The organism is Companilactobacillus kedongensis, assembly GCF_003946625.1.
GTDB lineage: Bacteria > Bacillota > Bacilli > Lactobacillales > Lactobacillaceae > Companilactobacillus > Companilactobacillus kedongensis.
In genome coordinates, this window is the sequence record NZ_RHOR01000003.1 from 1 (window position 1) to 26,330 (window position 26,330).

Here is a 26,330-nt window from a genome sequence, read left to right on the forward strand (position 1 = left end):
TAAGTAGTACGAATATCGCTTAAAGCGGTGGCAAAAGTGATAAAAGCAGTTTGGCTTTGGTATACAAAAGCCAGCGTCTTGAGACGCTGGCTAGTGGAAGAGGCTTATAGCCTCAGAGAAAACCACCCGTTTTACGGGTGGTTTTTATTTAGGACTTATTTAAATTATTGTTTAGCGGGTTAATATTTGGAATCTTAACTTTATACCAGCATACTAATAATATAGTGATTTTGTTGGAGAGCTGGCTACTTCTAGAAAAGAGGTGGACGTTATGGTGCAATCAGTAATCATAACTGAAATTTTTAAGAAGTGGAGTAGCGATGTATGCTTGGATAGTATCAATTCTGGTAATACTCTTTGGGGCTCAACTAATTGTCATACGGGTTGAAAAACTCATTTTGACAGTTACCCATTGTGTATTAGTTATACGGAAATGTTTGAAGATACTAAAAAAGTAAGCACTCCAAACTTTGGCAAGTTAGTGCTTACTTTTTAGTAAAATTAGCCACCGCTTCGGTGGGATCACTATAAAATGATTGACGGTATAACACATTGTAGGTGTTTACCGTCTTTTTTATTGCACCCACATTGTATCAGGTTAAAAGTTAATCATCAATTATTTAAGAGAAGACAATTAACACTATCTAACTATGATCTACACTAGTTGACCAAGGGGATGTATGCAACATCCAGTTGATACCATATTTGTCAGTGAAACCACCCATTTTACCACCCCAGAATTGCTCTTCAAAAGGCATAGTGACTTCTACTTCGTCAGATTTTTCTATTTTGGCGTAAAAGTCGTCAGCAGCTTTGGCACTTTCTGGATCTTCACTATTGATATCGAGCAGTAGTGAAACTTGTCCAGATGGTTCGGCGTTGCCGTTAAAGGCGTCAGCACATTCAACTTTCATACCAAGGATCGTAAATCCAGCGTGCATGGTCAAATTATCTAAGTCGACTCCTTCAGGAATACCAAATTCTTTAGCTTGCTCAGCCTTAGGGCTTAAACGATAAACTTCTGTGGCACCAAAGACTTCTTGGTAGTATTCGATAGCCTCTTTAGCGTTTTTAAAAGCAAAATATGGATAAATTTGTGATTGCATATGACTGATCTCCGTATTAGATTTGATGGCTAAATTGTACCAGATAATTGTCTTCAAAATGAGATAATATTTTATTGTTTTTGAAAGCATTTTGCGACGCTGATTATTGTTATATCAATAGATTGGCGAGTGTCAATTTTTGAATTTACTTTATAAAAATGGTAATATTATATAACTAAAAATTTCGAGGTTAATATGACAGAAAAATCTGAAATTAAGCAACTAGATGAAAAACAAATTGAACAAGCACATTTAGATGATGTGGTTGAAAAAATCAAAACTTCTGAAAAGAAGTTAGAAGAGCATATTGATGTGGCAGAAGAAGACCTGAAGGTTATTAATGATGCCTTTGACGATATTCACGTTGGTATGGATGGTGACGCTATCTCAATGGATGCGGCACTCTCGATCCATGCACAGCAACAGATGCTGGATGAACGTAACAACAGTTGGCACCAATCGCAACAACGTCTGGGTGTTTTAAAACGACTCGAAAAAACACCTTTCTTTGCTCGTCTGGATTTTCAAGAGAAGGGTGAGCCTAAGCGTGAAAAAATCTATATTGGGTTAACTTCCTTTACAGATAAAGCTGATCATTTTCTCGTTTATGACTGGAGAGCTCCAATTTCTTCTATTTATTATGATGGAAAACTTGGCGATGTTGAATATCAAACACCAGATGGTTTGCAGCATGTTGAATTATTCTTAAAGCGACAATTTTTAGTTGAAAATGGTAAGATCCAAGCTTACTTTGATACTCAGGAAACAATTGGCGATCAAATGCTTTTGGAAGTTTTGGATGGTAAATCTTCGACTCATATGAAGGGCATCGTTAAGACTATTCAAGCTGAACAAAATAAGATCATTCGTGACACCAAATCACGACTCTTATTTGTGCAGGGGGCTGCCGGATCAGGTAAAACATCGGCCATTTTGCAACGTATCGCCTTCTTACTTTATAGATATCGTGGCACATTGACATCTAGTCAAGTTGTCATGTTCTCGCCTAATATGCTGTTCAATGATTATATCCAAAACGTTTTGCCTGAAATGGGTGAGCAAAATATGGTCCAGATGACATATGGTCAATATCTGGCACGCCGTTTACCAAATATTTCGATGGAAAGTCTCTCACAACGTTTTGAAAAACAAGATAATCCAGTTAATAAAAATATTTCTAAGTTTGTTTCTGATATTGAATTCTTCAAAGTTTTGACTAACTACGGAAAACTTCTCAATGAGAGTGGTGTTAGTTTCAAAAATATTAACTTTAAGGGTAAAATTTTTATTCCTAAAGAGAAGATTGCAGAAATCTATTACAGCTTTGGTCCACAGTACAATCTTGGCAACCGTTTGGACGCTACAGTTGAACGCTTGCAGAAGATGTTACGCCGTAAAGTAGGTTCAGAGATGCGTTCTAAATGGGTTTCTGAGCAAATTGAAGATTTGAGTCAAGAACAATTGAAGATGCTTTATAACACAGCTGATCAAGAATTCAAAAATGGTGACGAAGAACAACGTTTCTTAGCTCGTAAAATCGTCATGGCCGCTATGCAAAAGGTTTATAGCCAAATTAATCACTTGAGGTTCTTGAGCGTTTCGACTAATTACTTAAACTTTTTGAGAGCTGTACCTAAGATCACAGATTTAAGCAAAAATGGCATTACTGAAGATCAATGGAAGAGTTATGTTGATGAATTCATTGAAATGTTTAATGATAAGCAGATTTCGATGGATAATTTGAGTCCATATCTTTATCTATATGACCTTGTTACTGGTAAACATGGCGAGTTAGATATGAAGTTTGTCTTTATTGATGAGATTCAAGATTACACACCATTTCAGTTGGCATATTTGAAGTATAAGTTCCCAAGAGCACGCTACACAATGCTCGGAGACTTGAACCAGTCGATCTTTACGAAGAAAAATAGTCAAACTTTGCTATCTGAGGTTCAAGGATTATTTGATGCGGATGATACGAGAGTTGTGCAATTGACGCATTCATATCGTTCTACTAAACAAATTACGGATTATACCAAAGCTATTTTGACAAATGGACAAAAAATCGAGCCATTCAATCGTAATGGTGATTTACCTAATGTCATGATGTCTGATAATGAAGACCAAGCTTTGAGTAATGTGGTTGCACAGTTGAAAATAAATGATAAAGATAAATTTACGACTGCGATTATCACTAAGAGCTTGGCGGAATCGGAGCACGTTCAAAAGATGCTATCAGATCAAGGTATCGAAGCAACTTGGATTCGTTCTGAAAATCAACGTTTAGCTTCTGGTACGATTGTCTTGCCATCATATTTGGCTAAGGGACTGGAATTCGATGCAGTTATTATGTGGGATGCTTCGGAAAAGAAGTTTGATGAAGATGAACAGCAGTTGGTTTATACGATTGCTTCACGTGCTATGCATAGATTGACAGTGACAGCTATTGGCGAATTGTCTGAGTTGTTGCAACGGGTACCGGAAAAATACTATACGGAATAAGATTATGGAACAGCTACTGCGGTAGCTGTTTTTTTGATCTGTATCTACGGATAAAAAATAGGATACCTGCAGTAGGACCGATTTCAACCGAGGTCTGAAATCTCGCATTTGAACTTCTACGAATTTCAAATGACGTCCAGTGTTGTAATAACGGAAAACCGCCGTTCTAACAACACTATTACTGCTGGCACCCTATTTTTCATCCTCCGAATTATTCTTTGATCTTATAGATTTTAAACATATAAATTTTGTTCAGTTGACTGTCACGTAACGTTATAGTTTAGAATGGGACTATAAGATATAGGTTAGGAATGTAGGTGGCTTCTTTATGAAACAAGAATCGCTTTTTTCAAATCAGCCTGAGAATACGCCTTTGGCTAGTCGTGTTCGCCCTAAAGATCTGGATCACTTTGTTGGGCAGCAGCATTTATTGGGGACTGGGAAAATTCTCAGAGAAATTATTGAGAATGATCAGGTATCGTCGATGATTTTCTGGGGTCCACCTGGTGTTGGTAAAACTACTTTGGCTGAAATTATTGCTCATAAGACTAAATCTAGTTTTTTGAGCTTTAGTGCTGTGGATAGTAGTATCAGTAAAATTAAAAAAATTATGAAGCAGGCTGAATTGGACCGTGAAATTGGTCAACGAACGATGGTGTTTGTGGACGAGATCCATCGTTTCAATAAGGCTCAACAAGACGCTTTTTTGCCATACGTGGAACGCGGCAGCATTATTCTAATTGGAGCCACTACGGAAAATCCTTCATTTGAAATTAATTCAGCGTTGTTATCTCGCTGTAAAGTATTTGTCTTACAGGCTTTGAAACAAGCTGATATTGTTAAATTGATCGAGAATGCTTTGAGTAATCCGGATGGCTTTGGCAAGCAAAAGATCGATATTGGTCAAGATGAGATTGAGATGATTGCTAACTTTGCTGACGGTGACGCCAGAATGGCACTAAATACTCTGGAAATGTCGATCCTCAATGGTGAAAAAGATGGTCAAACTACTAAAGTAACTACGAAAGATCTGAGTCAGCTGATCACCAAAAAATTCGTCCTGTATGATAAAAATGGTGAAGAACACTATAATATTATTTCTGCTTTGCATAAATCTATGCGTAATAGTGATACAGATGCTGCAATTTATTGGCTTTCTCGGATGCTGGAGGGTGGAGAAGATCCGCTCTATATTGCTAGGCGATTAGTGAGATTTGCGAGTGAAGATGTAGGATTAGCAGATACGAATGCGCTTAATGTTGCCATCAATGTCTTTCAAGCCTGTCAATTTCTGGGGATGCCAGAATGTGATATTCATTTAGTCGAAGCGGTAACTTATTTGTCATTGGCTCCGAAATCAAACGCTGTTTACAAGGCTAGATTGGCTGCCGCCAAGGATGTTAAGCAGACGGCAAATGATCCAGTACCATTACAGATCCGGAATGCACCAACTAAATTGATGAAGGATCTGGGCTATGGAAAAAATTATGAATTGGCTCACTATGCAAAAGATAAATTAACAACAATGAAGACGATGCCACCTTCATTGGAAGGCCATGAATATTATTTACCAACTGAAGAAGGTAATGAAAAAAGATTTAAAGGTCGGCTTGAACAGATCAAAGCTTGGCATAAACGAAATGATTAGGTAAAGAGTGTGACAAGATATGATCATTTAAGGTGCTTTTTTCAAGATTAATAACCTTTTCAGTTAATTCAGTATTTTCGTTAGTCATAAAATTCTTGGTTTGATCAGTGTAATCTATGACGTAACTTTACAGTCAACACAAAAAACGCATCTGTCAGGCGACAGATGCGTTTTGCATTACTTGAATTTTATTTACTCGCAGAACTGGGTTGAAATCGTCCATACGATTATTTGGTGAGGCAAATTTAATATAGATTCTTATCAACTTATTATTTTTGGTTTGACCAATGAAGTACTCTCCTTGACCGTCAACGCCCTGATTGTTAGTGATCTTCCGCAACGACAAATATGGGTGTGACTTTAGGAACTTCTTGCTTTTATTATCGTAACCATACTTTTCAGAATCGCTCTGCTTTAAAACAGCTGAAGTTTCATTCAGAACGCGATTACGTATGGCAAGATCTGAAGATAGCAATGAGGCCATAGGGATAAAAGCAATCAAAAAAACTGTGGCGATTGTTGATAGAATTATTTTGTTCAATTCGATCCTCCATGGTTAGTGCTTCCAGCTAGATAATACCACCAAAAGAGGATTGAAAATTATTTAAGTTTTTCTGAAAAATATGGTCTAACTTAATAACGTCAAAATAACTCTGCTTAATCTTTTTGATAACTCCAATAATTTTTCATAGGTTGGATCATCTTTAGATTTCTCGAGTTTAGTCTTGATCTGTTTCTGTTCAAAAGCTGAGAAATAGGTCTTTAAGTCATGGTTTCCATAGAGTACGACCAATAAAGCAAAAGTCTCGGGAGAAATTTTGTCAGCGGTCAGGATCTCTTTTCTGACTTCAGACACCAATGACTGCTTGACCCTGATGTCTGGAATATAGTTGTTAGTTTTGAAAACTAAGCCAGTCGTAGCCTTAGTTACATCAACTTTTGTAACTAATGAATCGCCGATTTCGTTATAGATGTGTTTAGTGATTTTCTCTTTCGTCGCCATCGCTCTGAGTACGTGTGTAACACTCTTACCCTGATTGCGGTTGATGATCTGGAAAAATTCATTGAGATATGTTTTATCGTCTGGCAAAACCTTATTGATGATGACACTATTATCGGTTAAATCAATAATATCGTTTAAAGCTAGATCAAAAAAGGAACTAGCAGCCAAGTAAGCACGTCGTCTCGTGTTTTTAAAAATACGAATGCTGCCTTTTTCATTGCACGATAAAATAAAATATTTTTGAGGAATATTTAAATTCATATGGTGCTCCTTAATTAGATACTAGCTCAGACTGTTTGGCTAGCGTCAGTTTGATTTGTGGTACTAATAATTCTTCTAAAAGATTGTAACCTTTGCTGGTGAAGTGCAAACCATCAGTCTGTAATAGTTTTTGAACTGAATTTGAGTTAGACATTTCATGCAATAGATCAATGTAGGCAATATCTGACTCTTTTCCAATGTGTTCAGTGACTAAATCAAATTGCAATTGTCTGGTCCAAGGACGACTAGGTACTTTGTGCCAATCCGTATATGGCGGTGAAAGTAAAACGATTTTATCTTTGCCAACAGCATCGATGATAGTTGCTAGGTTTGAAGCAAACTTACCAGGTTTGATCTCGTCGTTAGTTGAGATATCGTTGGCACCAAAGCCAAGAATCAATAAATCGGGATGCAATTCCAAAATATTTTGTTGAATATTTGAAACGGCATTACTAGTCTTATATCCCGGGATCGATAAGTTTATCACTTTGTCGTCAGGAAAATGTTTACTGATACGATCGGTCAATGCATCAGTCATTTTTCCGTCTGAATAACCAGCGAAAATCGAATCTCCGAATAATACTATTTTTTTCATATGTGTTCCTTCTAAAAAATGTTCTATACTATACTAGAATACCAGAAAATTGGTAAAAGTTAATTAACTATTAGGTAAGTAGGTTCATAATTATGAAAGAATTGTCGAACTATAACGAATTCTCCCGTGAGGAATGGAAGCACTTCCATGGTGAATATAATAAACAGGCTATCACTAACGGTGAATTGCGCAAGATCAAATCACTCGATGACGAGATCTCAATTGAAGACGTTAGGTCTGTTTATGCTCCTGTTCGCCATTTGCTTCATATCTATTTGAAGAATTATCGCAAATTAACTAAGCTAAAGAATGACTTTTTGGATCACTCCAATAAAAAAGTTCCCTTCATTATAGGAGTTTCCGGATCAGTTGCCGTCGGTAAAAGTACCACTGCCAGATTGCTGAAGATCATGCTTGAGAGAGCTTATCCGCAATATACAGTTGCTCAAATGACAACTGATGGCTTTTTATATCCTAGTAAAGTTTTGAAAGAAAAAGGTTTGATGGATAAAAAAGGCTTCCCGCAAACCTATGATATGCCAAAACTTTTGAAGTTTTTGAGTGATGTTAAAACACAGAGCGGTCCAATTCGTTATCCTCTATATTCGCATAATATTTACGATATTATCCCAGATAAATATGAAGAGATCGATAGCCCTGATATTTTGATCGTTGAAGGTATCAACGCATTACAGTTGACCCAGAATACCAGAATTTTTATGAGTGATTTTTTTGATTTCTCCATTTATATAGATGCTGACGTCAAAAATATCGAGAAGTGGTTTTTAGATCGTTTTGAAACGTTATTGAGTTTGGCAAGAAATGATCCTAATAGTTATTATTATCAATTTACGCAGTTACCTGAAAAAGAGTCGCTGCAAATGGCAAAAGATGTTTGGCAGAATATCAACTATCCAAACCTGCTAAACTATATTCGACCTACCAAAACACGTGCTGATTTGATCCTACATAAATCAGATGATCACCAAATTGATAAAATTTATTTGCGTAAGTACTAGTAAAAAGTGACATGAGGTAGGATTTTAGATACAATAAAATAAATCAAACTAGGGGGAAATTGGATTTGAACAAACAATGGCCAGATGCAGACAGCATCATTGTTTTGGATTACGGTAGTCAATACAATCAATTGATCACTCGTCGAATCAGAGATATTGGCATTTACTCTGAATTGCTTCCAAACACAATTACTGCCGCTGAAATTAAAGAAATTAATCCAAAAGGTATTATTTTATCAGGTGGACCAAACTCCGTTTATGATAAAGAAGCCTTTTCAATTGACCAAGATATCTACAAACTAGGCATTCCTATGCTTGGTATTTGTTACGGTATGCAACTAATGGCTTACAACTTGGGTGGTAAGGTAGAATCAGCCGATAACCGTGAATATGGTAGAGCTGATATTGAAGTAACTGATGATAATGCAGCTATTTTCAAAGGATTACCTAAGAAACAATACGTTTGGATGAGCCATGGTGACTTGGTTCGTGAAGCCCCTACAGGCTTTAAAGTTACTGCTACAAGTAAGAATGCACCAATCTCATCTATTGCTGACGATGAACGTAAGATGTACGGTGTGCAATTCCATACAGAAGTTAGAAATACTGAATACGGCATGGACATCCTAAAGCACTTTGCTTTTGATGTTTGTGGTGCAGAAGCTAACTGGACAATGGATGACTTCATCAACCAACAAATCCAAAAAATTCGTGCAGAAGTTGGCGACAAGAAAGTTCTTTTGGGACTTTCTGGTGGTGTTGATTCATCAGTTGTTGGTGTCTTGTTGCATAAAGCAATCGGTACACAACTAACAAGTATTTTCGTTGACCACGGTCTATTGCGTAAAGGCGAAGCCGACCAAGTTATGGCAAGTCTTGAAGGCAAATTTGGTTTGAACATCGTTAAAGTTGATGCTCAAAAACGTTTCTTGGACAAGTTGGCCGGAGTTTCTGACCCTGAAAAGAAACGTAAGATCATTGGTAACGAATTTATCCAAGTGTTCGATGAAGAAGCAACTAAGTTGCATGGTATCGACTTCTTAGCTCAAGGAACACTTTATACAGACGTTATCGAAAGTGGTACAAGTACCGCTCAAACAATCAAGTCTCATCATAATGTCGGTGGACTTCCAGATGACATGCAATTCAAGTTGATTGAACCATTGAGAACTTTGTTCAAAGATGAAACTCGTGAATTAGGTGAAAAATTAGGTATGCCACATGACCTAGTTTGGCGCCAACCATTCCCAGGTCCAGGCCTTGGAATCCGTGTTATCGGTGAAGTTACCGAAGAAAAACTTAAGATCGTTCGTGACTCAGATTATATCTTGCGTGACGAGATCAAAAAAGCCGGCCTAGATAAAGAAATCTGGCAATACTTTACAGTATTACCAGGCTTTAGAAGTGTCGGTGTTATGGGTGACGGTAGAACGTACGATTATACAATCGGAATTCGTGCCGTTACATCTATTGATGGTATGACAGCAGACTTTGCTAAAATCGACTGGGATGTACTTCAAAAAATCTCAGTAAGAATCGTAAACGAAGTTGATCATGTCAATCGTGTAGTGTATGACACTACTTCTAAGCCACCAGCAACTATTGAATGGGAATAAAAGGTACATGTAAATTGAACCCGGAATGTTGATTTAACGGCATTTTCGGAAGATATAAAGGATACGATTGGCGGGGAATAAGTTACGTTCCCCGCCAAAATCCCCGCCAAGTTTGGGCCAAATGAGGGCTGAGTTGGCGGGGATTTTTGTTGACTTGTCATTAACGCCCGGGCCATCCGATGTCCTGCAACAAGAATTCGGAAGTTAAGCATTTTGTAAAAACATAAGGTGTGACAGCACTCAGATATTTGTTGAATGAAAGATTACGCAAAGACGAATATTTACTGACCAAATCTAGTAAAATGAAACTAATAAGAATCCATTGGAGGATAAGCTGATGCCAGCCAAAAGCAATGAACTGAAGATTGAAGATAAGCTCTGGGAAGCCTGTGACAAGTTGCGGGGATCGATGGATCAGTCCACTTATCGGAATGTTGTACTAGGACTCATTTTTCTGAAGTACGTGTCCGATACATTCGAAGAACGACACGCTGAACTTGAGGCAACTGAATATCCAGAGGATGCGGAAGATCGTGATTTTTACGATGCCGAAAATATCTTCTGGTTGCCTGAGAATGCACGTTGGTCTGTCATTGCTGCGGCTGCCAAAACGCCAGATGTCGGAACCATTATTGATGCTGCTATGACCTCGATTGAAAATGAGAATGACAGTATCAAAGGTGTGCTGCCAAAGAACTATGCATCTGACGACCTATCTAAGGAACGACTCGGTGAAGTTATTGATCTGTTTACTGATGTGCAGGTTGGGGATGAGGAATCGCGGAAGAACGACGTGCTGGGGCGCGTCTACGAGTTCTTCTTGCGCAAGTTTGCAACAAATGGTGATGGTGAGTTCTATACACCGCGCTCTATTGTCCGAACGCTGGTAGACATGATTCAACCGTTCAGTGGCAAAATCTATGATCCATGCTGTGGTTCAGGCGGTATGTTTGTTCAGTCTGAGGAGTTTGTGAGTGAACATCAGGGAAATATCCTTGACCTTTCTGTTTATGGTCAAGAGTGGAATCCAACGACTTGGCGCTTGGCAAAGATGAACTTGGCAATTCATGGTATCGACAACAATCTTGGCCCACGTAATGCTAACACGCTGCTAGATGATCAGCATCGTGGTGAACGTTTTGATTACGCCCTAGCAAACCCACCATTTAACGTTAAGGATTGGGGTGCGGATAAGGTTGCTGACGATGCACGTTGGAAGTGGGGCATGCCGGGAAACAGCAATGCCAACTATGCATGGATTGAACATATTCTGAGCAAGCTCGCACCTGATGGTAAAGCTGGTATAGTTCTCGCCAATGGTGCACTGTCCACATCAAGTAAAGATGAACTCGCTATCCGCAAGGCTCTACTTGAGGATCATAAGGTGGATGCGATTGTGGCAATGCCATCTCAGATGTTTTATTCGGTTTCGATTCCTGTCGCCGTTTGGATTTTTGATATGAATCAGGCAAGTGCAGGTGAGCGTGATCGGATTGGTGAGACGCTCTTTATTGATGCGCGGGAGATGGGAACCATGACTGACCGTACACATCGTGAATTTAGCCGGAAGGATATTGATAAAATTGCTGGCATTTATCATGCATACACAGGAACTTCTGGCAAAGTGTATAAAGATGTACCCGGCTTTTGCAAGGTGGCAACGCTAGAGGATATTGTTGCCAGTGATTATGTTCTTACACCAGGTCGATATGTTGGACTGGCTGACGAGGAGCAGATGAGCGACGAAGAATTTGATGATGAGATGAATAAATTAAATTCTGCCCTACACGATCAATTTGTACAGAGTGACAAACTTCAGGAACGAATTCTAAATGCACTACGGGGTATTGGTTATGGAGACTAAATTAGTAAAACTCAGTAACGTTGCCGTTATCAACCCGCGTCTACGACTCGCAAAAAATGAAGTAGCACGTAAGATTCCAATGGAGGCCCTGACACCTTTTCAAAAAAAGATTGATAGTTACAGCTTTGAAAAGTACTCTGGTGGGGTTAAGTTTCAAAATGGAGACACCTTGGTGGCTCGTATCACGCCATCGCTTGAAAATGGGAAAACATCATATGTTGATATACTGGACGCGGATGAAGTTGCCTTTGGATCGACTGAATTTATTGTATTGCGAGCGGACAAGCACGTGTTGAATGAAGAGTATTTGTACTACATTGCCACGTCCAACGATTTTCGGCAAGTTGCAATTCAGTCAATGACGGGTACGTCTGGTCGTCAACGTGTGCAAAATGAGGCTATTAGTAACTACGAATTGGAACTGCCACCACTTGATGTTCAACAACAAATTGTATTTTTCCTTGATTCCATAGATACCAAGATCGAACTCAATCAGCAGATCAATAATAACCTATTGAAGATAACTGATGATATGTTCAACAGAGTGTACCTAGGCAATGAACTTGTCAAAAATTCTGGAAAGGTGAAGTTATCGAGCATAATACGAACAAAGTCTGGTACGTTTAATCCAAAGAAAACTAGTGAGGTCTTTGTTAACCATTTCAGTATGCCTGCGTTCGACGCCGCTAGATTTCCGGTTATCAATGCTGCTTCAGGTATCAAAAGCAATAAAAATATAGTTGAGCCATTTTCAATTTTAGTATCTAAGATGAATCCAGATGTAAAGAGAGTGTGGTTGCCAAACACGTCTAAGAAGTTACTAAATGTTGCCTCAACCGAGTTTCTAACATTTAATGCTGATGCACCTGAAATGCAAGCATTTGTGTACGCTGTTGTGAATGATAAAAGGTATCAGAAGTATCTTGAATCCAATACAACAGGGTCGACAAATTCACGCCAGCGAGTATTGCCTAAAGTAGCGTACTCATACGAAATCCCATACGTCAAAGAAGCTGCTCAACAATTTGGATTCCAAATTGTGGATATTATTGACATGATCAAACTGAACAAAGAGCAGAATCAGCATTTGATTAGGCTTCGCAACATACTCTTGCCTAAACTACTTGCTGGTGATATTGATCTGTCAAATATCGAAACGGTGATGAATAATAATGCCTAACACCAAATCATTTACAAACGAACAGGATGTTGAGCTGGAGGCAATCGATGCGCTGGTTTCTTTGGGGTATCAAGATTACCGCAGTGAAAGCTATAAGGACCCCAATGATATCATTGACGCCGAGCGTGACAATGACCACAAACAGGTCATTTTGCGCCAGCGTTTACGTGACGCGTTGGAACGCAATACGCCAGGACTGAAGGACACCATTTATAAAGAGGCAGTCCGTCGGTTTTATTTGGTGACGGACGGCCCTGACTTGATGGCAAACAACCATCAACTACACAAGCTAATTATTGAGGGTGCGAAGGTTAAAGTTTCTGAAGGTGGGCAAGACCACACCTATGTGCTTAAACCAATTGATTTCGATAATGTGGATGCCAACGATTTTGTAGTGACTAACCAGTTTACGATGGAGCAGGGTGAGCGTAAGCGGCGGCCGGACATTACGATATTTATCAATGGCTTGCCACTTGTGACGTTTGAACTGAAGAACCAGGCAAATGTTAATGTAGGAATTGAAGACGCGTTTAACCAGTTACAGACCTACAAGCAAGATATTTCTGACTACATGGCCTACAACGAAATTCTTGTCGTTAGCGACGGGGTGAATGCGCAAACGGGTTCCCTGTCTGCGGGCTTTGATCGCTTCATGCAATGGCGTTCACCTGAGCAGCGCGATGACAAGCAGTTGGATGTCTATGCAATGGAGACGTTAATCAATAACATGATGAAGCGTGACGTTGTATTAGACTTGATTCAAAACTTCATCATCTTTGAGACTGATGGGGCGAAGACTTTCAAGATTCTCGCTGCCTACCATCAATACTACATGGTCAACAAAGCAGTTGAAGCTGCGGCTAAAACTCTCAAAGATCCTGATAGCAATCGTATCGGGGTGGTTTGGCATACGCAAGGTTCTGGTAAGTCCCTCTCAATGGTGTTCTTCTCGGGGATTGTCAGTCGTAAGCTGGGCAATCCAACGATTCTGGTTGTGAATGACCGCAATGATCTTGATGACCAATTAGGACAGACTTTTGCCGCGGCGCATGAATATTTGCGGCAGACGCCAACACAGGCAAAATCACGTACAGAAGTCCGAGACTTATTGGAGCGTAAGGGCGGTGGTATTGTCTTTTCTACTATCCAGAAGTTCGCGCCAGAAGACAACGAAGATAGAATGCCGGTTCTTAATACACGGTCTGACATCATTGTGATCTCTGACGAAGCGCACCGTTCGCAGTATGGGTTGAAGGCGAAATTTACCAAGAATGGGGTGAAGTACGGTTACGCACAGTACATGCGAGAAGCATTACCTAACGCTTCCTTCATCGGTTTTACTGGTACGCCGATTGACTTCAGCGATAAGTCGACGCGTGGTGTATTTGGTGACTACATCGACGTATATGATATGTCTGCCGCGGTGCGTGACCACGCAACCGTACGGATTTACTACGAGAACCACATCATCCCGCTAGATCTTGATCCTCAAGTCCAGCACAAGTACGAAATGGTGATGGAAGAAGCCGGGGTCTACAATGCAGGCGAGCAAACCGAAGAACAGAAGCGTCGCGCTGAGTTTACCAAGCTGGAGCGACTGGCTGGTACGAAAGGACGCTTAGAAGTCCTGGCGAAGCACTTCGTAAAGCATTTCGAGGCGCGTCAAGCGCAGGAGTTCGGTAAGTCAATTATCGTTGAAATGTCACGGCGGAACGCCGTGAAGCTTTACGATGAGATTATCAAGTTGCGTCCAGAGTGGCATTCTGATGATTTGATGAAGGGCAAAATTAAGGTCATCATGACCTCCGACGCTGCCTCTGATGGGCCGGAACTTGCTAAACATCACACGAATGCTTCTGATCGTCGTAAATTGCAACAGCGAATGAAAGACGACCAAGATGAGCTTCAAGTAGTCATTGTGGTAGACATGTGGCTGACCGGATTTGATGCGCCAGCAGTTAATACAATGTACATCGACAAGCCAATGCACGGTCACAACCTGATGCAGGCTATCGCTCGTGTCAACCGGGTCTTCAAAGATAAAGATGGTGGCTTAATCGTTGATTATATCGGGATTGCTGACAGTCTAAAGGCAGCGTTGCAACAATACTCTGATTCTGACCAAGAGCAGACTGGAATTAACGTGGACAAAGCCATCATGTTGATGAAGGAAAAATACGACATCATCACGAACGACTACTTGTACCATGTTGATTACAGTGACTTCACTAGCGATGATCGTAAGAAGAGCCAAAAGGCATTCCGCACGGCGCTAAACGCTGTCGCAATGTTGCAACCTGATCAGCAGCGCAAGTTTGCCGATACCGTTGTTCAGCTCCAGAAAGCGCATGCGCTAGTCGTCACGACGGATCAAGCAGTCGCCATTGCCGGTGAGGTAGGCTTCTTTGTTGCAGTTAAGAATGCGTTGGTTAAGCTGATGCAAACCGCTAGTGATTCACGACGCAAAATTGGTAACAGCCAGTTAAACCTGAAGCTTGATCAATTGGTTAATCAATCTGTTTTGGCAGAGAAACCTATTGATCTGTACGAAGAGCTAGGATTAGAGCGACCGGAGCTAAGCTTACTATCCGAAGATTTTCTGGACAGTGTTGGGCAAATGCCGGAGAAGAGTCTGGCGATGAAGCTGCTTGAACGGTTACTCAAAGGCAAAATCAAAGCGATGACCAAGGTAAACTTAGTTCAGTCGCGTAAGTTCGGCGAGATGTTGGAGGCATCATTAGACGCGTACAACCAACGTGGCGTAACTACTGAATTAGTGATTCGTAAGCTCATTGAGCTCGCTAAGACCATGCAGACTGCGGAGACTGACGGCCAAGATTTGGGGCTATCCATTGAGGAAAAAGCATTCTATGATGCACTAGCCGATGAAAAACGTGCAGCTGAGGAACTCGGCGCTGATAAGCTACAAGAAATTGCCAAAGCTCTAGTTAAAGAAGTGCGCGATTCTGCTCAAAGGACAGACTGGGTACAGCGTGAGTCAGCTCGAGCAAGCATGCGAATCGCTGTTAAGAGGTTGTTGCGCAAGTATGGGTATCCGCCTGATTTTACAAGGTCTGCTGTGGAGACTGTTGTTGAGCAGGCTGAGAAGATGGCATTCAATGAAATCGAAAGGTAGTACTAGCAATTTAAAGGCTGAAATTGGGTAGAATTTTTGAGTTTACGGTACTTTTGTGAAACAAGCAAACATGTGTCTGATCCAAGTAAGAAGTTTCGGGAGGTTCAGTATTTTGATGAGGCTATAAAGAACATATGTTCGAAAATGCTGAATGGGTGTATTATTAATTGTAGAATTCATGTGTGAGGGAGAAAAAATGAGAGATACAACTTTTGTTTTACAAAAAATCTGTAAGCAGATTGCCTTATCGGATACTGCAAAAGAAACCGTCGTGCGAGAATACAAAGCGCTTGGTGAGTTAATTACAAATTCTGACAGAATAACGAGTGATGTCGACGTCAAGCCTCAAGGATCGTACAATTTAGGCACTGCAATTAAGCCGCTTAATGGTTCCGATGACGATTTTGACATCGATTTGGTTGCAGTAATTCACGGTAGTTTGAATGCTGCGGAGACTAAGCACTCGGTTGGTGATGTCTTGAAATCAAGCGGCTTGTACGCCAAAAAATTACTGCCTGAAAAGAATCGTGCATGGACGATTAAGTATCAAGATTCTCACGTTGATGTTGTCCCGGGAGTTGATGGTCAACAGTCAGATATAATGATTACTAATAGAATCGATAAAAACACTTATCGATATCGGCAAAGTAGCCCATTTGAGTTTAAAACTTGGTTTATGCAGAAGGGACAAGACATTTACCAGAACTCAACCTTTTCTAAAGGTTACGTCCGGGCTGAAGTAGAAGCACCAGAGGAGTACAAAGAATACACAATTTTGCAGGAAGTTGTGCAGCTACTCAAGTACCATCGAAACAAAATGTTTGAAAAACGCGATGATAAGTTAAAGCCGATTTCAATGATTGTTACAATCCTTGCAGCAAAAGCATATACAGGACAGGATGACCTGTCTGATGCGCTGGTATCAGTTGTAAATGGACTGCGAAAACAGATTGAGTATGACTTGAATGAAAATCCGCATATCTTTAATCCGACAAACAACAGTGAAGACTTTACGGATAAATGGCAAGATCATCCGGAAAGAAAAGATGCGTTTTTCGAATGGTTGCGTTCTGTAGAGTCGGATCTTGGTACAACCAATCAGACTGAGATCATGCAGTGGCATGAACGGCTATCGAGCATTTATGGTGCTAATCGGGTGCAGAATGCATTTGAAGCACTCGGCGAACGGCAGTCTGAAGTTCAGCGTCAAGGTAGGGTGAGTCTGAACTCCAACGGCGTTTTCGAAGGAGATACAAGTGAGAAAAAAGTCCGGCCACATACCTACTGGGGTGATTAAGAAATCAAACCCGGTTAGGTTCAGATATTTTCGCGAACTATCTAAACTTTTTCCGAATAGGCGAAACATCATGACGCCCAACGGATATTTCCATATTTACGGAATGATCAGTGCAAATTCAGCAAGCTCCAGCTATCGCATTGAATTTCGATCGAAGGGAAAGAAATTGATGGTTCTGTTGCACGGTATTAAGATGCCAGAAAACGGGCTAGAGGGCGTTCCCCATATTTACAAAGAAGAATCCGATTTAGAAAGTGGTACCATTTCATTGTGTTTGTTTAGAAACAAACCAAACCAATGTGAGTTTACGTTTGGTGATGATCCCCAAGAGACGATTATTCCATGGACTAGAGAGTGGATTTATTTTTATGAATTGTTTTTAATGACAGGAAAGTGGTTTGGAAATGGCGAACATCCTCAAAAAACGCGCGGGAAGAGTCATAAGAACAGGTGAATTTATATTCTTGCGCATCGCTGTGCCTGTGCTTTTGATTGTATCAATGGCAATCGTTGCATTAACTTATTTTCCCGAAAAGCAGATAATTACCGTTGCAGAATCTTTGCCAGTGTTTAACGATAATATTGATAATTTAATTGCAGTATTTCCATTTGTTTATCCATTCTTTGTGATTTTATTTTTCTATGTGTTGTACTATCTATTTTTACACTTGATTTTGAGACAAAAAGAAATCCTTCCGGAAAATCACTATTATCTGGTTCCGACTTGGACAATTAAGTTGGCAGCCTTCGTTAATGCCTTGCATGCGGGAAGTGCAACGAGCATTCCAGTTTGGCAATTTTGTGAATACCTATTCAACCATACATCTTTGGGGTGGAGAGGTATTTCTCTTGAAATACCAGATGTGAATGCCGCCGATACGGATACGCAAGTAAAGGTCTTAAAAATCGAGCCTAAACAAATAGTAACAGACGACTCTATACTTTCGGTTGTGGTGGCAGATACTTATCCCATCGATCTGAAGCGTTTACCTAAAGTTGTACTTGCTAATAAGCGCGTTGTACTCCAAACGCTCCAAAATGGCGTTCAGGACCGAGTGCGCAGATACAATCCCAAACTTGTATCGGAATTGTTAGGCACTGTTCGAGGAGCAGAAACTGAAGGAGTAAAGTCGCTGTATCTTCTCCTGAATACAAATCCAAAGCAAATCTCTGAAATTTTTCGTGAAGTGTTCAACGATGCAGGTAGAAACTCTATTGAACATTTATATGTCTTTGAGAGTCAACCCAATCCACCATATCTGTTCACTAAAGCTCACCAAATTTTCTGAAAAGTTTTTCGGATTCGGTAATTGAAAGGCAAGACCATCCTAGCAAGTGAGGATGGCTTTTTTATTTGACGAGTTTTACGTTCGTTATAGCGATTCAGTATTGCCAATATTAAAATTCTGTTACAGCCTAACTTTCAGTTTCAAAACGCGTCCTACAAACCGTCTGTATATGTTGAGAGCGAAAGTTCTCACGGACCTTCCGGAAGGGTCTTGCAACGTACGCCGCCGTGCGCGGCGTGCAGCGCGAAAGCCGCTAGCGCGAGCGGCGGCGGTCGGCGTTAGCCGGCCGCCACAAGCCCCCGGTCTCTAATAGGGGGGCAAATATTAGAGACAAAATACACGTAAGTAGGACGAAAGCGCCGGTGGCAAGCCACTTTGCGTAGGCAGATAGGTGGCTTTGCTGTCAGGTTGCTTCGAAAGGAGCTAACATGCTGAAAGATTTGAACTTAGTCGGCGGGATGACGAATACCGACTGGCTAAACCAGTTTCATGATGAGATGCGCATGCACAAGATTACTCAGGGTCAATTAGCGAAGACGGCTGATTATAGTCGGTCGCATTTGAACCAGTTGCTGACAGGGAAGAGTCCGATTAACAAGCAAGCGCGATTGCGATTGACGTTGGCACTGCGATCGCTGACCGGTCAGAACAATATTGACGTCTGTATTGATTATTTGGGCGTCACCTTCAAGTCACACGACTATGAAGAGCTGGTGACGGAGTTGTTCCAGCTCAACCTCAATCACTTCAGTCTTAAGGAAGGCGCGCGCTATGGTTACAGTGCGACCTTCAAATGTGGCGAAATCGACGTGTTGCTGTCGCCATATCAAGATGTAAATGCAGACGGTTATGATCCTAGTGAGGATAGTGGCACGATGATTGAGTTGAAAGGTCAAGGCTGCCGCTACGTTGAATCGTACTTGCGCCAGCAGGATCGCACCTGGTACGACTTCCTAGAGACGTGCATTGCGCTTGACGGTCATTTCACCCGAGTTGACCTCGCCATCAATGATCGCAATGGCTTGCTTGACGTACCAACCTTGATTGAGAAGTGTGACCGTGATGAATTCACCTCACGTTTTCATGGTTTCCGAGATAATCGCACCAAGCAGTGGAAGGTATCGGGCAGAACCTTGTATCTGGGGTCGCCGCAAAGTGAAGTGTACTTCTGTATTTACGACAAGGCCTTTGAGCAACACCAGAAGCACCCTGAGATTGCGATTGAAGATCAGCCGATACGGACACGCTTTGAAGTCCGGTTACGTCGCAAACGCGCCGCTGCGGCAATTAAGAATTTGTTGGCAGAGCATGATCCAGAGAAAGTTGTGTTCGGCATCATCAATCGCTACCTGCGTTTTTTGACGCCGAGTCACAAAGCGAAGAGTCAGTGGGCGACAGATCCGCGCTGGGATGCTTTCATCGGCAATTATCGCGACAAGCTGCGACTTTCTACCAATCCTGAACCATTGAGTTACGCGCACATTACCCGTTGGCTCAAGAAGCAGGTCGCGCCGTCGCTGAAGATGTTGCAGCTGATTGATCAATACAATGGCACTACTGAGCTGAAGGCGATTATTGACGGCGGCAAGCTGACGCAGCGCCACTGGGACTTGATTCACCACTATCAGCACCACCGTAATGGCGTTTTGACGGATGCAGAAACAAGTGAGACATCAAAAAAGAGCGACTATGCCGACCAAAGCAAGTAGTCACCCTTCACAGATAAGATTTGGGTCCTATCTGGTTTGATTATCTCACTTCAATCAATGAGAAGGAAGTGACGTAATTGGATAAGAGTTTTGTCTGCTATCAAGATCTGATGGCATTAGGGTTTAAGCAGCACACCGCGCGCGATATCATTAGACAAGCGAAGCAAAGGATGGTACAAAAGGGGTATCCCTTGTATCTCAACCGAAACTTAGGGCGCGTGCCGCGTTCTGTCGTTGAGTCCATTCTCGGATCACCGATGAATGGAGCTGTTGAGAATGAGTAAAACCAAATATCCAGGCGTATTCATAGACGCCAAAGGTAACTTCTACTATGAAACCGAGTTAGGCACCGACAAGATGAGTGGCAAGCGCGTCCGCAAGAAAGGGCGGAAGGACAGTCAAGGAATGCCATTCAGTACCGCGTTTGCCGCGAACAAGGAGCTGACGCGGGTGAAGCGTGAATATCATGAGGCGCATGGGTTTACGAACTTCCGCATGACTTACCGCCAATTCATGAAAGACTCGTATATCCCAGCGTACAAAACCGACGTGGAGGAAAGCACCTTCGCCGTCCGTAATCGCAGCTTTGATATCTGTATCGCGCGGTTTGGCGACTTGCTGCTGCGTGACATCGATATCACCGACGTGCAGAACTTCCGCACGTGGTTGCTCACAGATGAGAAAGACGGCGGTGCGGGCTACTCGCAAGGCTATGCTGGATTGGTGTTCGGCTGTTTCCGCAAGTCCCTTGACCACGCGGTGCAGATGCAGTATCTGTCCAGCAATGTGTCGAAGCGCGTTAAGGCGATCCCCAAGGCCAAAAGCAGCGTACCATTTTGGACGAAAGCCGAGTTTGAACAAGTTATCGCGCAAATCTGCATTGATGATATCTACGGGCACCTGAACTTTGTGATGTTGTGGCTGTACTTCCTGACTGGCGTGCGGGTCAACGAAGGCACGGCGCTGTGGTGGCGGGATGTTGACCTCGCTAAGAAGCAGCTGCACGTTGACCACATGCTGGTGATGAAGAACCGGCATGACTGGGAGCGCCACGACTACACGAAGACAGATAGCGGCAAGCGCATCTTGACGCTCGACGATGACACCGTGGGGATTCTGCGGCGCTGGCGCGAGGTGCAGACGAGTTTCGGTTTGGGCGGGATTGATGACTTCATCATGACCTACGACGGCTTGCCGATGACCAAGTCCACGATCTCGCGAATTATCCACCGCTACGCCAAGTTAGCGAAGGTGCATCCAGTCGAAGGCAAAGGGCTGCGCCACAGTCACGCGTCGTATCTCATCAATGAGTTCAATGTCTCAGTGCTGGTGTTGTCTAAGCGCTTAGGGCATTCGTCACCTGAGATTACGCTGAAGCACTACTCGCACTTGTGGGGCGGGCTGGATGCCGACATCGCCGAACAGATTGCGGGTAATATTACGATCAAGACAGCGGGTCAGAATCAGGTGCGGTTCGTGGGTAATCAGGCGGTGAAGTACGATAAATTAAGCCCCGCCAAACTCCCCGCCAAAACGACAGTTGAGGCATAGGAAGCCAGTGATGACGCGGGTTAGCGCCGCTGAAGATACGCTTGAGTGGGAATAAAAGCTTTTATTACGTCGAGAATTGTTAGAAAATTATTAGTAACTTTAGTGCCTAAAAAATAATTACAAATATTTAATTAAGAGATCATACAAATTATTTTCAATTTGTTTGATCTTTTTTAGAATAACTATTTCCTTGGGGGAAAAATGAAAATAAGTAAATCTACAATTTTAATTATGACATTAGTTTTAATTATATTTTCAGGATTAGTTGGCATTTATTATATGATGAAGAAGAAAAATACTAATCCATTTATATGGGAATTTTTACTTTGTATTTTAATATTACCTATAATATTTTTAAGCTTAAAATTCAGTTCTCAATCAAAAGTATGGACTTCAAAAATAATAATAGAAATAGCAACTTTAATTCTAGCATTATGGGGAGTGTCTAGTAGTATTTCTAGTTATTTTAAAGATTCGAGGAACACTGAAATACAAAATAAAATAAATGAGCCTAAATTTCAGACTACTTTGACTATGCCCTGGAAAGTTGAAAGTAATGGAATAGATTATCCTATTTGGAAGCTTAATAATTACGGTGAGAGTAGAGTTTCCATAGAAAAAATATCCAATAAATTTTATTTATCTAGTGTTATGAGAATAAATTATCTGATGCCGCCTTCTTATATGATTCAGTCGAGTACATATGCGCCAATAGTTATTCCACTTCCATCAATGAGTGAAAGCGTTTCATCTTTGTCTGGGGAAACGACGGGGACACTTGCAACAGTAAATAGGGTAAATATAGTATCAGGACTTTCAAAGGATGAATGGATAGCATTTCAAAGTAAATTTAAAGACATCGGGGAAGATACAACGGGTATTAGAGATGATCCTTCTAGTAACATTGATGGGCAAATTTATAAGGTGACTCCGTCGAGGGTAATTAGAATTGAAAAAAATAAAAATGAGCCTGGCAATGTAACTTCGATAGATCTTCCTAAGGAATGGGAAATAATGTGTAAAACTGATATAGATTATAGGGTTGATGGTCAGAATATTAAGAAAAAGGTTTTGTTATCGACAACTAATAATAATTTATGGAATTATTATTTGAGTAGAGAGCAATCTATGAAATCGTTAGATATCGTTTTTAAGGATGCACAAGAAGTTTCCAGTTTAAGATATCAGTCAGAGGATTCATATTTTGATATAGCAGTTAATCAAATTAATCAGGCCTCAGATCAAAAGCACCTATCGCAATTTGCAAGATATTTTGAGACTTCCTTTGGAAATGATAGCCAAAACATTAAAAATGCACAATTCATATATTCTAGCGATGAATCCAATATTATAGGAATAAAAAATCCAAGATTATCAAGAAATGTATCAAGTGATAAGGACAAATATCCACACTCTATACCAAAGATTGCTGAATTTAAAAATTAATTTGGGGGAAATTATGAATAAAATTCCATTTTATAAAGCAAATAACTTAATCTTGTCAAAAGATGACGATAAATTCTACGAAGGTGATACACTTTTGAAAAAAGATGAATCGGGAGGCACTGGTTATTCTAGCGATGACTTTGACCAACTAATTCGTGGTGTAGTTTCAGAGTTTATTGATCAGTCGTTTGATCATATTGTTTTTTTAGTAGGCGCTGGTGGTTCAGTGGTCATGAGAGATGAAGAATTAGATCCTAATTACGGTAAGACCGTAGCGATGCTCTCTATAACTGTATTTAGTCAACTTAGAGAACAATCTTTTAGGTTTCCAAATGATAAGGAAGATAAAGAAGTCTTTAGTATTCCAGAGATGTCAGAAGCTATTCGTTATGGGGAAATCACTAATAAAGATGGAGATCTTCTTGTCGATGGTAAGCCATTTAATTTTGAAGATTTTTTATCAAAATTACTTACTTATATTGAATTTGTTGATATAAATGAAAAGGCAAAGTGGGAAGACTCTCGAAGAGCCATTTATACGATTATTGAACGTGAAACAAGTTATAATTATGATTCTATGAAACTTAAGCATGCGGCAGTCTTAAATACTCTTTCAAAGAAATTATCTAGTGAAAATAAGCTTTGTGTTGTTACAACAAATTACGATACTTTGCTTGAAGACGCAGCCGATAAACAGGGGTATACAGTTTTTGATGGTTTTTCTTTCTCAAGAATCCCTAAATTTGATGATGATATGTTCGAATGGCATTTGAGCAAGCATGTATCAAACGTAAAAACACGTGAAAATATATATAAGGATCAAGTTATTGATTTACTAAAAATACATGGATCATTGACTTGGAGAAGGTCAGAAGACGGGGAAAGTGTTATAAGACTAGCAAAAGGTACAGAAGGAGAACCAGTAATGATTTTCCCTAGCAGTTCTAAATATATGCAAAGCTATCAACAACCATATTTTGAACTGTTTAGTAGATTTCAAGAATTGTTAAAGCAACCAAATACATTATTAATCACAAGTGGTTTTAGTTTTGCTGATGATCATATTTCAAGAATGATTATACAAGCAATTACACACAATCCAAGTCTATTTACGCTAATATCAGACTATTCTATTAATCCTGAAAAGCCTAATAATAATTGGCAAAAGCTTATGAGTATGCAAGATGAAACGTATTCAATTGCTTTTTTAAAAGCCACTTTGAACGATAATCTTGCATTTTATATGGGAGGTCAATAATGAATGCTGATCAGTTTTACAATGAGATTAATAAAGAAAATTTCTATCTTGGAATTATTTCTCAAGTGTATAGAAATAGGAGTTTAATTCAAGTTGAGAATTTAAGCTTATTTAAAGAAAGAAAAATAAAACGAGAGAAATTGATTCCAAATACAATTAATTTTTATGTAGTTATTGAAGATATTCAGGGACTTTTTATTGGGGAAGTGTACCAGTCAAAGGTGCAAGATAATGATGTAGTAAATCGAGAAATTAGTTCAGGAAGAGTTGAGAATGTTTTTCCTGAAATGGCAATTGATATAATTGGATATTTAAATGGTAATGATACGTTTATGCTTCCAGGATTTAAGATGGTTGGTGTGAATGATAAGGTTTATGTTGCAAATGAAAATATAACTGAAAAATATCTTGAATCTCTTGAGACAAATATTTATTATTATCCAGATACAAACTGTCCTCAGAGCAAGATTAAGGGATTTGCTAGTATTGTGAATAATGAGAATGCTGAATTTTCTATTCAACCTAACAGTTTAATGAACCGTCACCTTTTGGTTGTGGGCGCAACAAATTCTGGAAAATCGACTTCAGCTCTTTCAATTTTAGATGAATTATTTAAAACAGATAGAAAAATACTGATTATTGATCCAACAGGAGAGTATAGTGAATCATTTCCTGAAAATACGGTAACAAAACTTAATCTAGGTAAAAATACATTTTTGCCAGTAGGACGAATTTCAATGAGACAGTGGGAAATGCTGTTTCAGACTAATGACAATACTCAAGGATCCGTACTTTCTTCAGCAATAAAATCACTTAGATATCAGAGCAAAGAAGGTAAAAATTGTGTTTACAAAAAGAAGGGAAAAAAAGTTCAAGAAGTTGAGAGGGATATTTCAGGAGTTACAGATGCTGATTCAAGTTTTGATTTGATGTTACTTGCAGAGCAGATTAATGAAGAATCGGTTGAAATTGGATCAAAAAATCCAAATATGGGAAAATATGTTTTCGATTCTTTTAGGGCGAATACAAATGCATGGTTAGTGCAAAAGGTTCGACACGAATTCAGTTATTCTAGTCTAACAGACTTTTTTTCTAACCCTCCAGATGAAAGCTATGCTCTAATGGATGAATTAGATAAGTTTTGTGGAAGCAAAAATGAATCGTTATATATTGATGCTTCTAATATTGGTACTACAGATGGAATTGGTGCTATGATTATTGATCTTATTAGTAATTATTTAATTGGTAAAGAAAAAGAAAAAATAAATCCTTTTGTTATGTTTATTGATGAGGTTCATAGATATACCCATTTTACAAATGAAAGTATAGCAGTGATTTCTGGGATTACTAATATTGCCAGAGAAGGTAGAAAAAAGGGAATATTCTTATTTCTAACTACTCAAAGCCCGGTAGATGTTCCAAAAATTGTTTTTAGTCAGATAGGTACATTGCTAATTCATAGACTTACTAGTCAAGATGATTTATATACTGTATTCAATTATTTGGACGAAAAAAGTCAGAAACGTATTAGTAAACTAAATCAAGGGGAAGCAATACTAACAAGTATTAATTTACTACAGGACTTGCAATTAAAATTTAATAAGTCTAGCAGGAAACATGATAATGTTACTCCGGTAATTTAAATCATTTAATAATTATATAGTACCCTTTGACTATCGGTGTCCTAGTTATCTTAATTACTTTGGATTGAAATACGCGTTAATTTTTAGTAGTAAATCTTTATAGCACATTTTATCAAGTATTCTTTTCTGGTTTGTGGTTAGTTATTTACAGGAAAATAATCATTCATTTACACAATATTTACGATACCAAAATATAGAACCACTACC

At 39.9% G+C, this 26,330-nt stretch carries 20 protein-coding genes; 16 read left to right on the plus strand and 4 right to left on the minus strand.

All coding sequences use genetic code 11. The annotated features are described in order from the left end of the window. Nucleotides 1-644 precede the first annotated feature (644 nt). Nucleotides 645-1,106, minus strand: a complete 462-nt coding sequence (locus EKM60_RS02715) for a VOC family protein (RefSeq protein ID WP_125712193.1) — start codon at nt 1,104-1,106, stop codon at nt 645-647. A gap of 195 nt (nt 1,107-1,301) precedes the next feature. On the opposite strand from EKM60_RS02715, the gene helD reads away from it, so the two are divergent. Together helD and EKM60_RS02725 are read left to right on the plus strand one after the other, a co-directional pair. After that, entirely contained in the window at nt 1,302-3,608 is a 2,307-nt protein-coding gene (helD, locus tag EKM60_RS02720; protein ID WP_125712195.1) for an RNA polymerase recycling motor HelD, read from the plus strand. 328 nt (nt 3,609-3,936) lie between these two features. Beyond that, nucleotides 3,937-5,256 carry a replication-associated recombination protein A gene (locus EKM60_RS02725; RefSeq protein WP_125712197.1) on the plus strand — a complete coding sequence of 440 codons (1,320 nt, stop codon included), beginning with the start codon at nt 3,937-3,939 and terminating at the stop codon, nt 5,254-5,256. 154 nt (nt 5,257-5,410) lie between these two features. On the opposite strand, the gene EKM60_RS02730 is transcribed toward EKM60_RS02725, so the two are convergent. From EKM60_RS02730 to EKM60_RS02740, 3 genes are all read right to left on the minus strand, one after another. Continuing rightward, nucleotides 5,411-5,797 carry a hypothetical protein gene (locus EKM60_RS02730; protein ID WP_125712199.1) on the minus strand — a complete coding sequence of 129 codons (387 nt, stop codon included), beginning with the start codon at nt 5,795-5,797 and terminating at the stop codon, nt 5,411-5,413. 87 nt (nt 5,798-5,884) lie between these two features. Next, nucleotides 5,885-6,520, minus strand: coding sequence for a GPP34 family phosphoprotein (locus EKM60_RS02735; protein ID WP_125712201.1), 636 nt, complete (start codon nt 6,518-6,520; stop codon nt 5,885-5,887). Between the two features lie 10 nt (nt 6,521-6,530). Continuing rightward, a complete protein-coding gene (locus tag EKM60_RS02740) occupies nt 6,531-7,115 on the minus strand; it encodes an SGNH/GDSL hydrolase family protein (RefSeq protein WP_125712204.1) in 585 nt (194 codons plus the stop codon). Between the two features lie 92 nt (nt 7,116-7,207). Here EKM60_RS02740 and coaA point away from each other — a divergent pair, with 92 nt between their 5' ends. From coaA to EKM60_RS02810, 14 genes are all read left to right on the plus strand, one after another. Then, nucleotides 7,208-8,134: a type I pantothenate kinase gene (gene coaA, locus EKM60_RS02745; RefSeq protein WP_125712207.1), complete on the plus strand. Its 927-nt coding sequence runs from the start codon at nt 7,208-7,210 to the stop codon at nt 8,132-8,134. Nucleotides 8,135-8,199: 65 nt separating this feature from the next. Next, nucleotides 8,200-9,750: a glutamine-hydrolyzing GMP synthase gene (guaA, locus tag EKM60_RS02750; protein WP_125712208.1), complete on the plus strand. Its 1,551-nt coding sequence runs from the start codon at nt 8,200-8,202 to the stop codon at nt 9,748-9,750. A 337-nt stretch (nt 9,751-10,087) separates the two neighbouring features. After that, entirely contained in the window at nt 10,088-11,614 is a 1,527-nt protein-coding gene (locus tag EKM60_RS02755; protein ID WP_125712210.1) for a type I restriction-modification system subunit M, read from the plus strand. Next, nucleotides 11,604-12,794, plus strand: coding sequence for a restriction endonuclease subunit S (locus EKM60_RS02760; protein WP_125712212.1), 1,191 nt, complete (start codon nt 11,604-11,606; stop codon nt 12,792-12,794). The genes EKM60_RS02755 and EKM60_RS02760 overlap by 11 nt, the downstream gene beginning before the upstream one ends. Beyond that, a complete protein-coding gene (locus EKM60_RS02765) occupies nt 12,787-15,930 on the plus strand; it encodes a type I restriction endonuclease subunit R (protein WP_125712214.1) in 3,144 nt (1,047 codons plus the stop codon). Before EKM60_RS02760 ends, EKM60_RS02765 begins: the two co-directional genes overlap by 8 nt. A gap of 196 nt (nt 15,931-16,126) precedes the next feature. Further along, a complete protein-coding gene (locus EKM60_RS02770; protein WP_164508297.1) occupies nt 16,127-17,227 on the plus strand; it encodes a nucleotidyltransferase domain-containing protein in 1,101 nt (366 codons plus the stop codon). Nucleotides 17,228-17,297: 70 nt separating this feature from the next. Further along, nucleotides 17,298-17,681: a hypothetical protein gene (locus tag EKM60_RS02775; RefSeq protein ID WP_125712218.1), complete on the plus strand. Its 384-nt coding sequence runs from the start codon at nt 17,298-17,300 to the stop codon at nt 17,679-17,681. Further along, nucleotides 17,632-18,516, plus strand: a complete 885-nt coding sequence (locus EKM60_RS02780) for a hypothetical protein (RefSeq protein WP_125712220.1) — start codon at nt 17,632-17,634, stop codon at nt 18,514-18,516. The genes EKM60_RS02775 and EKM60_RS02780 overlap by 50 nt, the downstream gene beginning before the upstream one ends. Before the next feature lie 428 nt (nt 18,517-18,944). Next, nucleotides 18,945-20,225, plus strand: coding sequence for a replication initiation factor domain-containing protein (locus tag EKM60_RS02785; RefSeq protein ID WP_125712223.1), 1,281 nt, complete (start codon nt 18,945-18,947; stop codon nt 20,223-20,225). A gap of 77 nt (nt 20,226-20,302) precedes the next feature. Further along, nucleotides 20,303-20,509, plus strand: coding sequence for a DUF3173 domain-containing protein (locus EKM60_RS02790; RefSeq protein WP_003575700.1), 207 nt, complete (start codon nt 20,303-20,305; stop codon nt 20,507-20,509). Continuing rightward, nucleotides 20,502-21,776 (plus strand): tyrosine-type recombinase/integrase, encoded by a 1,275-nt coding sequence (locus EKM60_RS02795; protein ID WP_125712224.1) that lies wholly within the window; start codon nt 20,502-20,504, stop codon nt 21,774-21,776. The genes EKM60_RS02790 and EKM60_RS02795 overlap by 8 nt, the downstream gene beginning before the upstream one ends. 201 nt (nt 21,777-21,977) lie before the next feature. After that, a complete protein-coding gene (locus tag EKM60_RS02800; RefSeq protein WP_125712226.1) occupies nt 21,978-23,222 on the plus strand; it encodes a hypothetical protein in 1,245 nt (414 codons plus the stop codon). 13 nt (nt 23,223-23,235) lie between these two features. After that, nucleotides 23,236-24,480 carry an SIR2 family protein gene (locus tag EKM60_RS02805; protein ID WP_164508298.1) on the plus strand — a complete coding sequence of 415 codons (1,245 nt, stop codon included), beginning with the start codon at nt 23,236-23,238 and terminating at the stop codon, nt 24,478-24,480. Continuing rightward, nucleotides 24,480-26,123 (plus strand): ATP-binding protein, encoded by a 1,644-nt coding sequence (locus EKM60_RS02810; RefSeq protein ID WP_125712230.1) that lies wholly within the window; start codon nt 24,480-24,482, stop codon nt 26,121-26,123. Before EKM60_RS02805 ends, EKM60_RS02810 begins: the two co-directional genes overlap by 1 nt. The last annotated feature ends 207 nt before the right edge of the window (nt 26,124-26,330 follow it).

Bases quoted from the DNA above. Each gene is read 5' to 3' on its own strand.
- EKM60_RS02760 (WP_125712212.1), top strand. From the start codon at position 11,604: ATGGAGACTAAATTAGTAAAACTCAGTAACGTTGCCGTTATCAACCCG.
- EKM60_RS02785 (WP_125712223.1), top strand. From the start codon at position 18,945: ATGCTGAAAGATTTGAACTTAGTCGGCGGGATGACGAATACCGACTGG.
- helD (WP_125712195.1), top strand. From the start codon at position 1,302: ATGACAGAAAAATCTGAAATTAAGCAACTAGATGAAAAACAAATTGAA.
- EKM60_RS02715 (WP_125712193.1), bottom strand. From the start codon at position 1,106: ATGCAATCACAAATTTATCCATATTTTGCTTTTAAAAACGCTAAAGAG.
- EKM60_RS02780 (WP_125712220.1), top strand. From the start codon at position 17,632: ATGGCGAACATCCTCAAAAAACGCGCGGGAAGAGTCATAAGAACAGGT.
- EKM60_RS02805 (WP_164508298.1), top strand. From the start codon at position 23,236: ATGAATAAAATTCCATTTTATAAAGCAAATAACTTAATCTTGTCAAAA.
- EKM60_RS02740 (WP_125712204.1), bottom strand. From the start codon at position 7,115: ATGAAAAAAATAGTATTATTCGGAGATTCGATTTTCGCTGGTTATTCA.
- EKM60_RS02775 (WP_125712218.1), top strand. From the start codon at position 17,298: ATGACGCCCAACGGATATTTCCATATTTACGGAATGATCAGTGCAAAT.
- EKM60_RS02755 (WP_125712210.1), top strand. From the start codon at position 10,088: ATGCCAGCCAAAAGCAATGAACTGAAGATTGAAGATAAGCTCTGGGAA.
- EKM60_RS02735 (WP_125712201.1), bottom strand. From the start codon at position 6,520: ATGAATTTAAATATTCCTCAAAAATATTTTATTTTATCGTGCAATGAA.
- coaA (WP_125712207.1), top strand. From the start codon at position 7,208: ATGAAAGAATTGTCGAACTATAACGAATTCTCCCGTGAGGAATGGAAG.
- EKM60_RS02770 (WP_164508297.1), top strand. From the start codon at position 16,127: ATGAGAGATACAACTTTTGTTTTACAAAAAATCTGTAAGCAGATTGCC.
- EKM60_RS02800 (WP_125712226.1), top strand. From the start codon at position 21,978: ATGAAAATAAGTAAATCTACAATTTTAATTATGACATTAGTTTTAATT.
- EKM60_RS02810 (WP_125712230.1), top strand. From the start codon at position 24,480: ATGAATGCTGATCAGTTTTACAATGAGATTAATAAAGAAAATTTCTAT.
- EKM60_RS02725 (WP_125712197.1), top strand. From the start codon at position 3,937: ATGAAACAAGAATCGCTTTTTTCAAATCAGCCTGAGAATACGCCTTTG.
- EKM60_RS02795 (WP_125712224.1), top strand. From the start codon at position 20,502: ATGAGTAAAACCAAATATCCAGGCGTATTCATAGACGCCAAAGGTAAC.
- EKM60_RS02765 (WP_125712214.1), top strand. From the start codon at position 12,787: ATGCCTAACACCAAATCATTTACAAACGAACAGGATGTTGAGCTGGAG.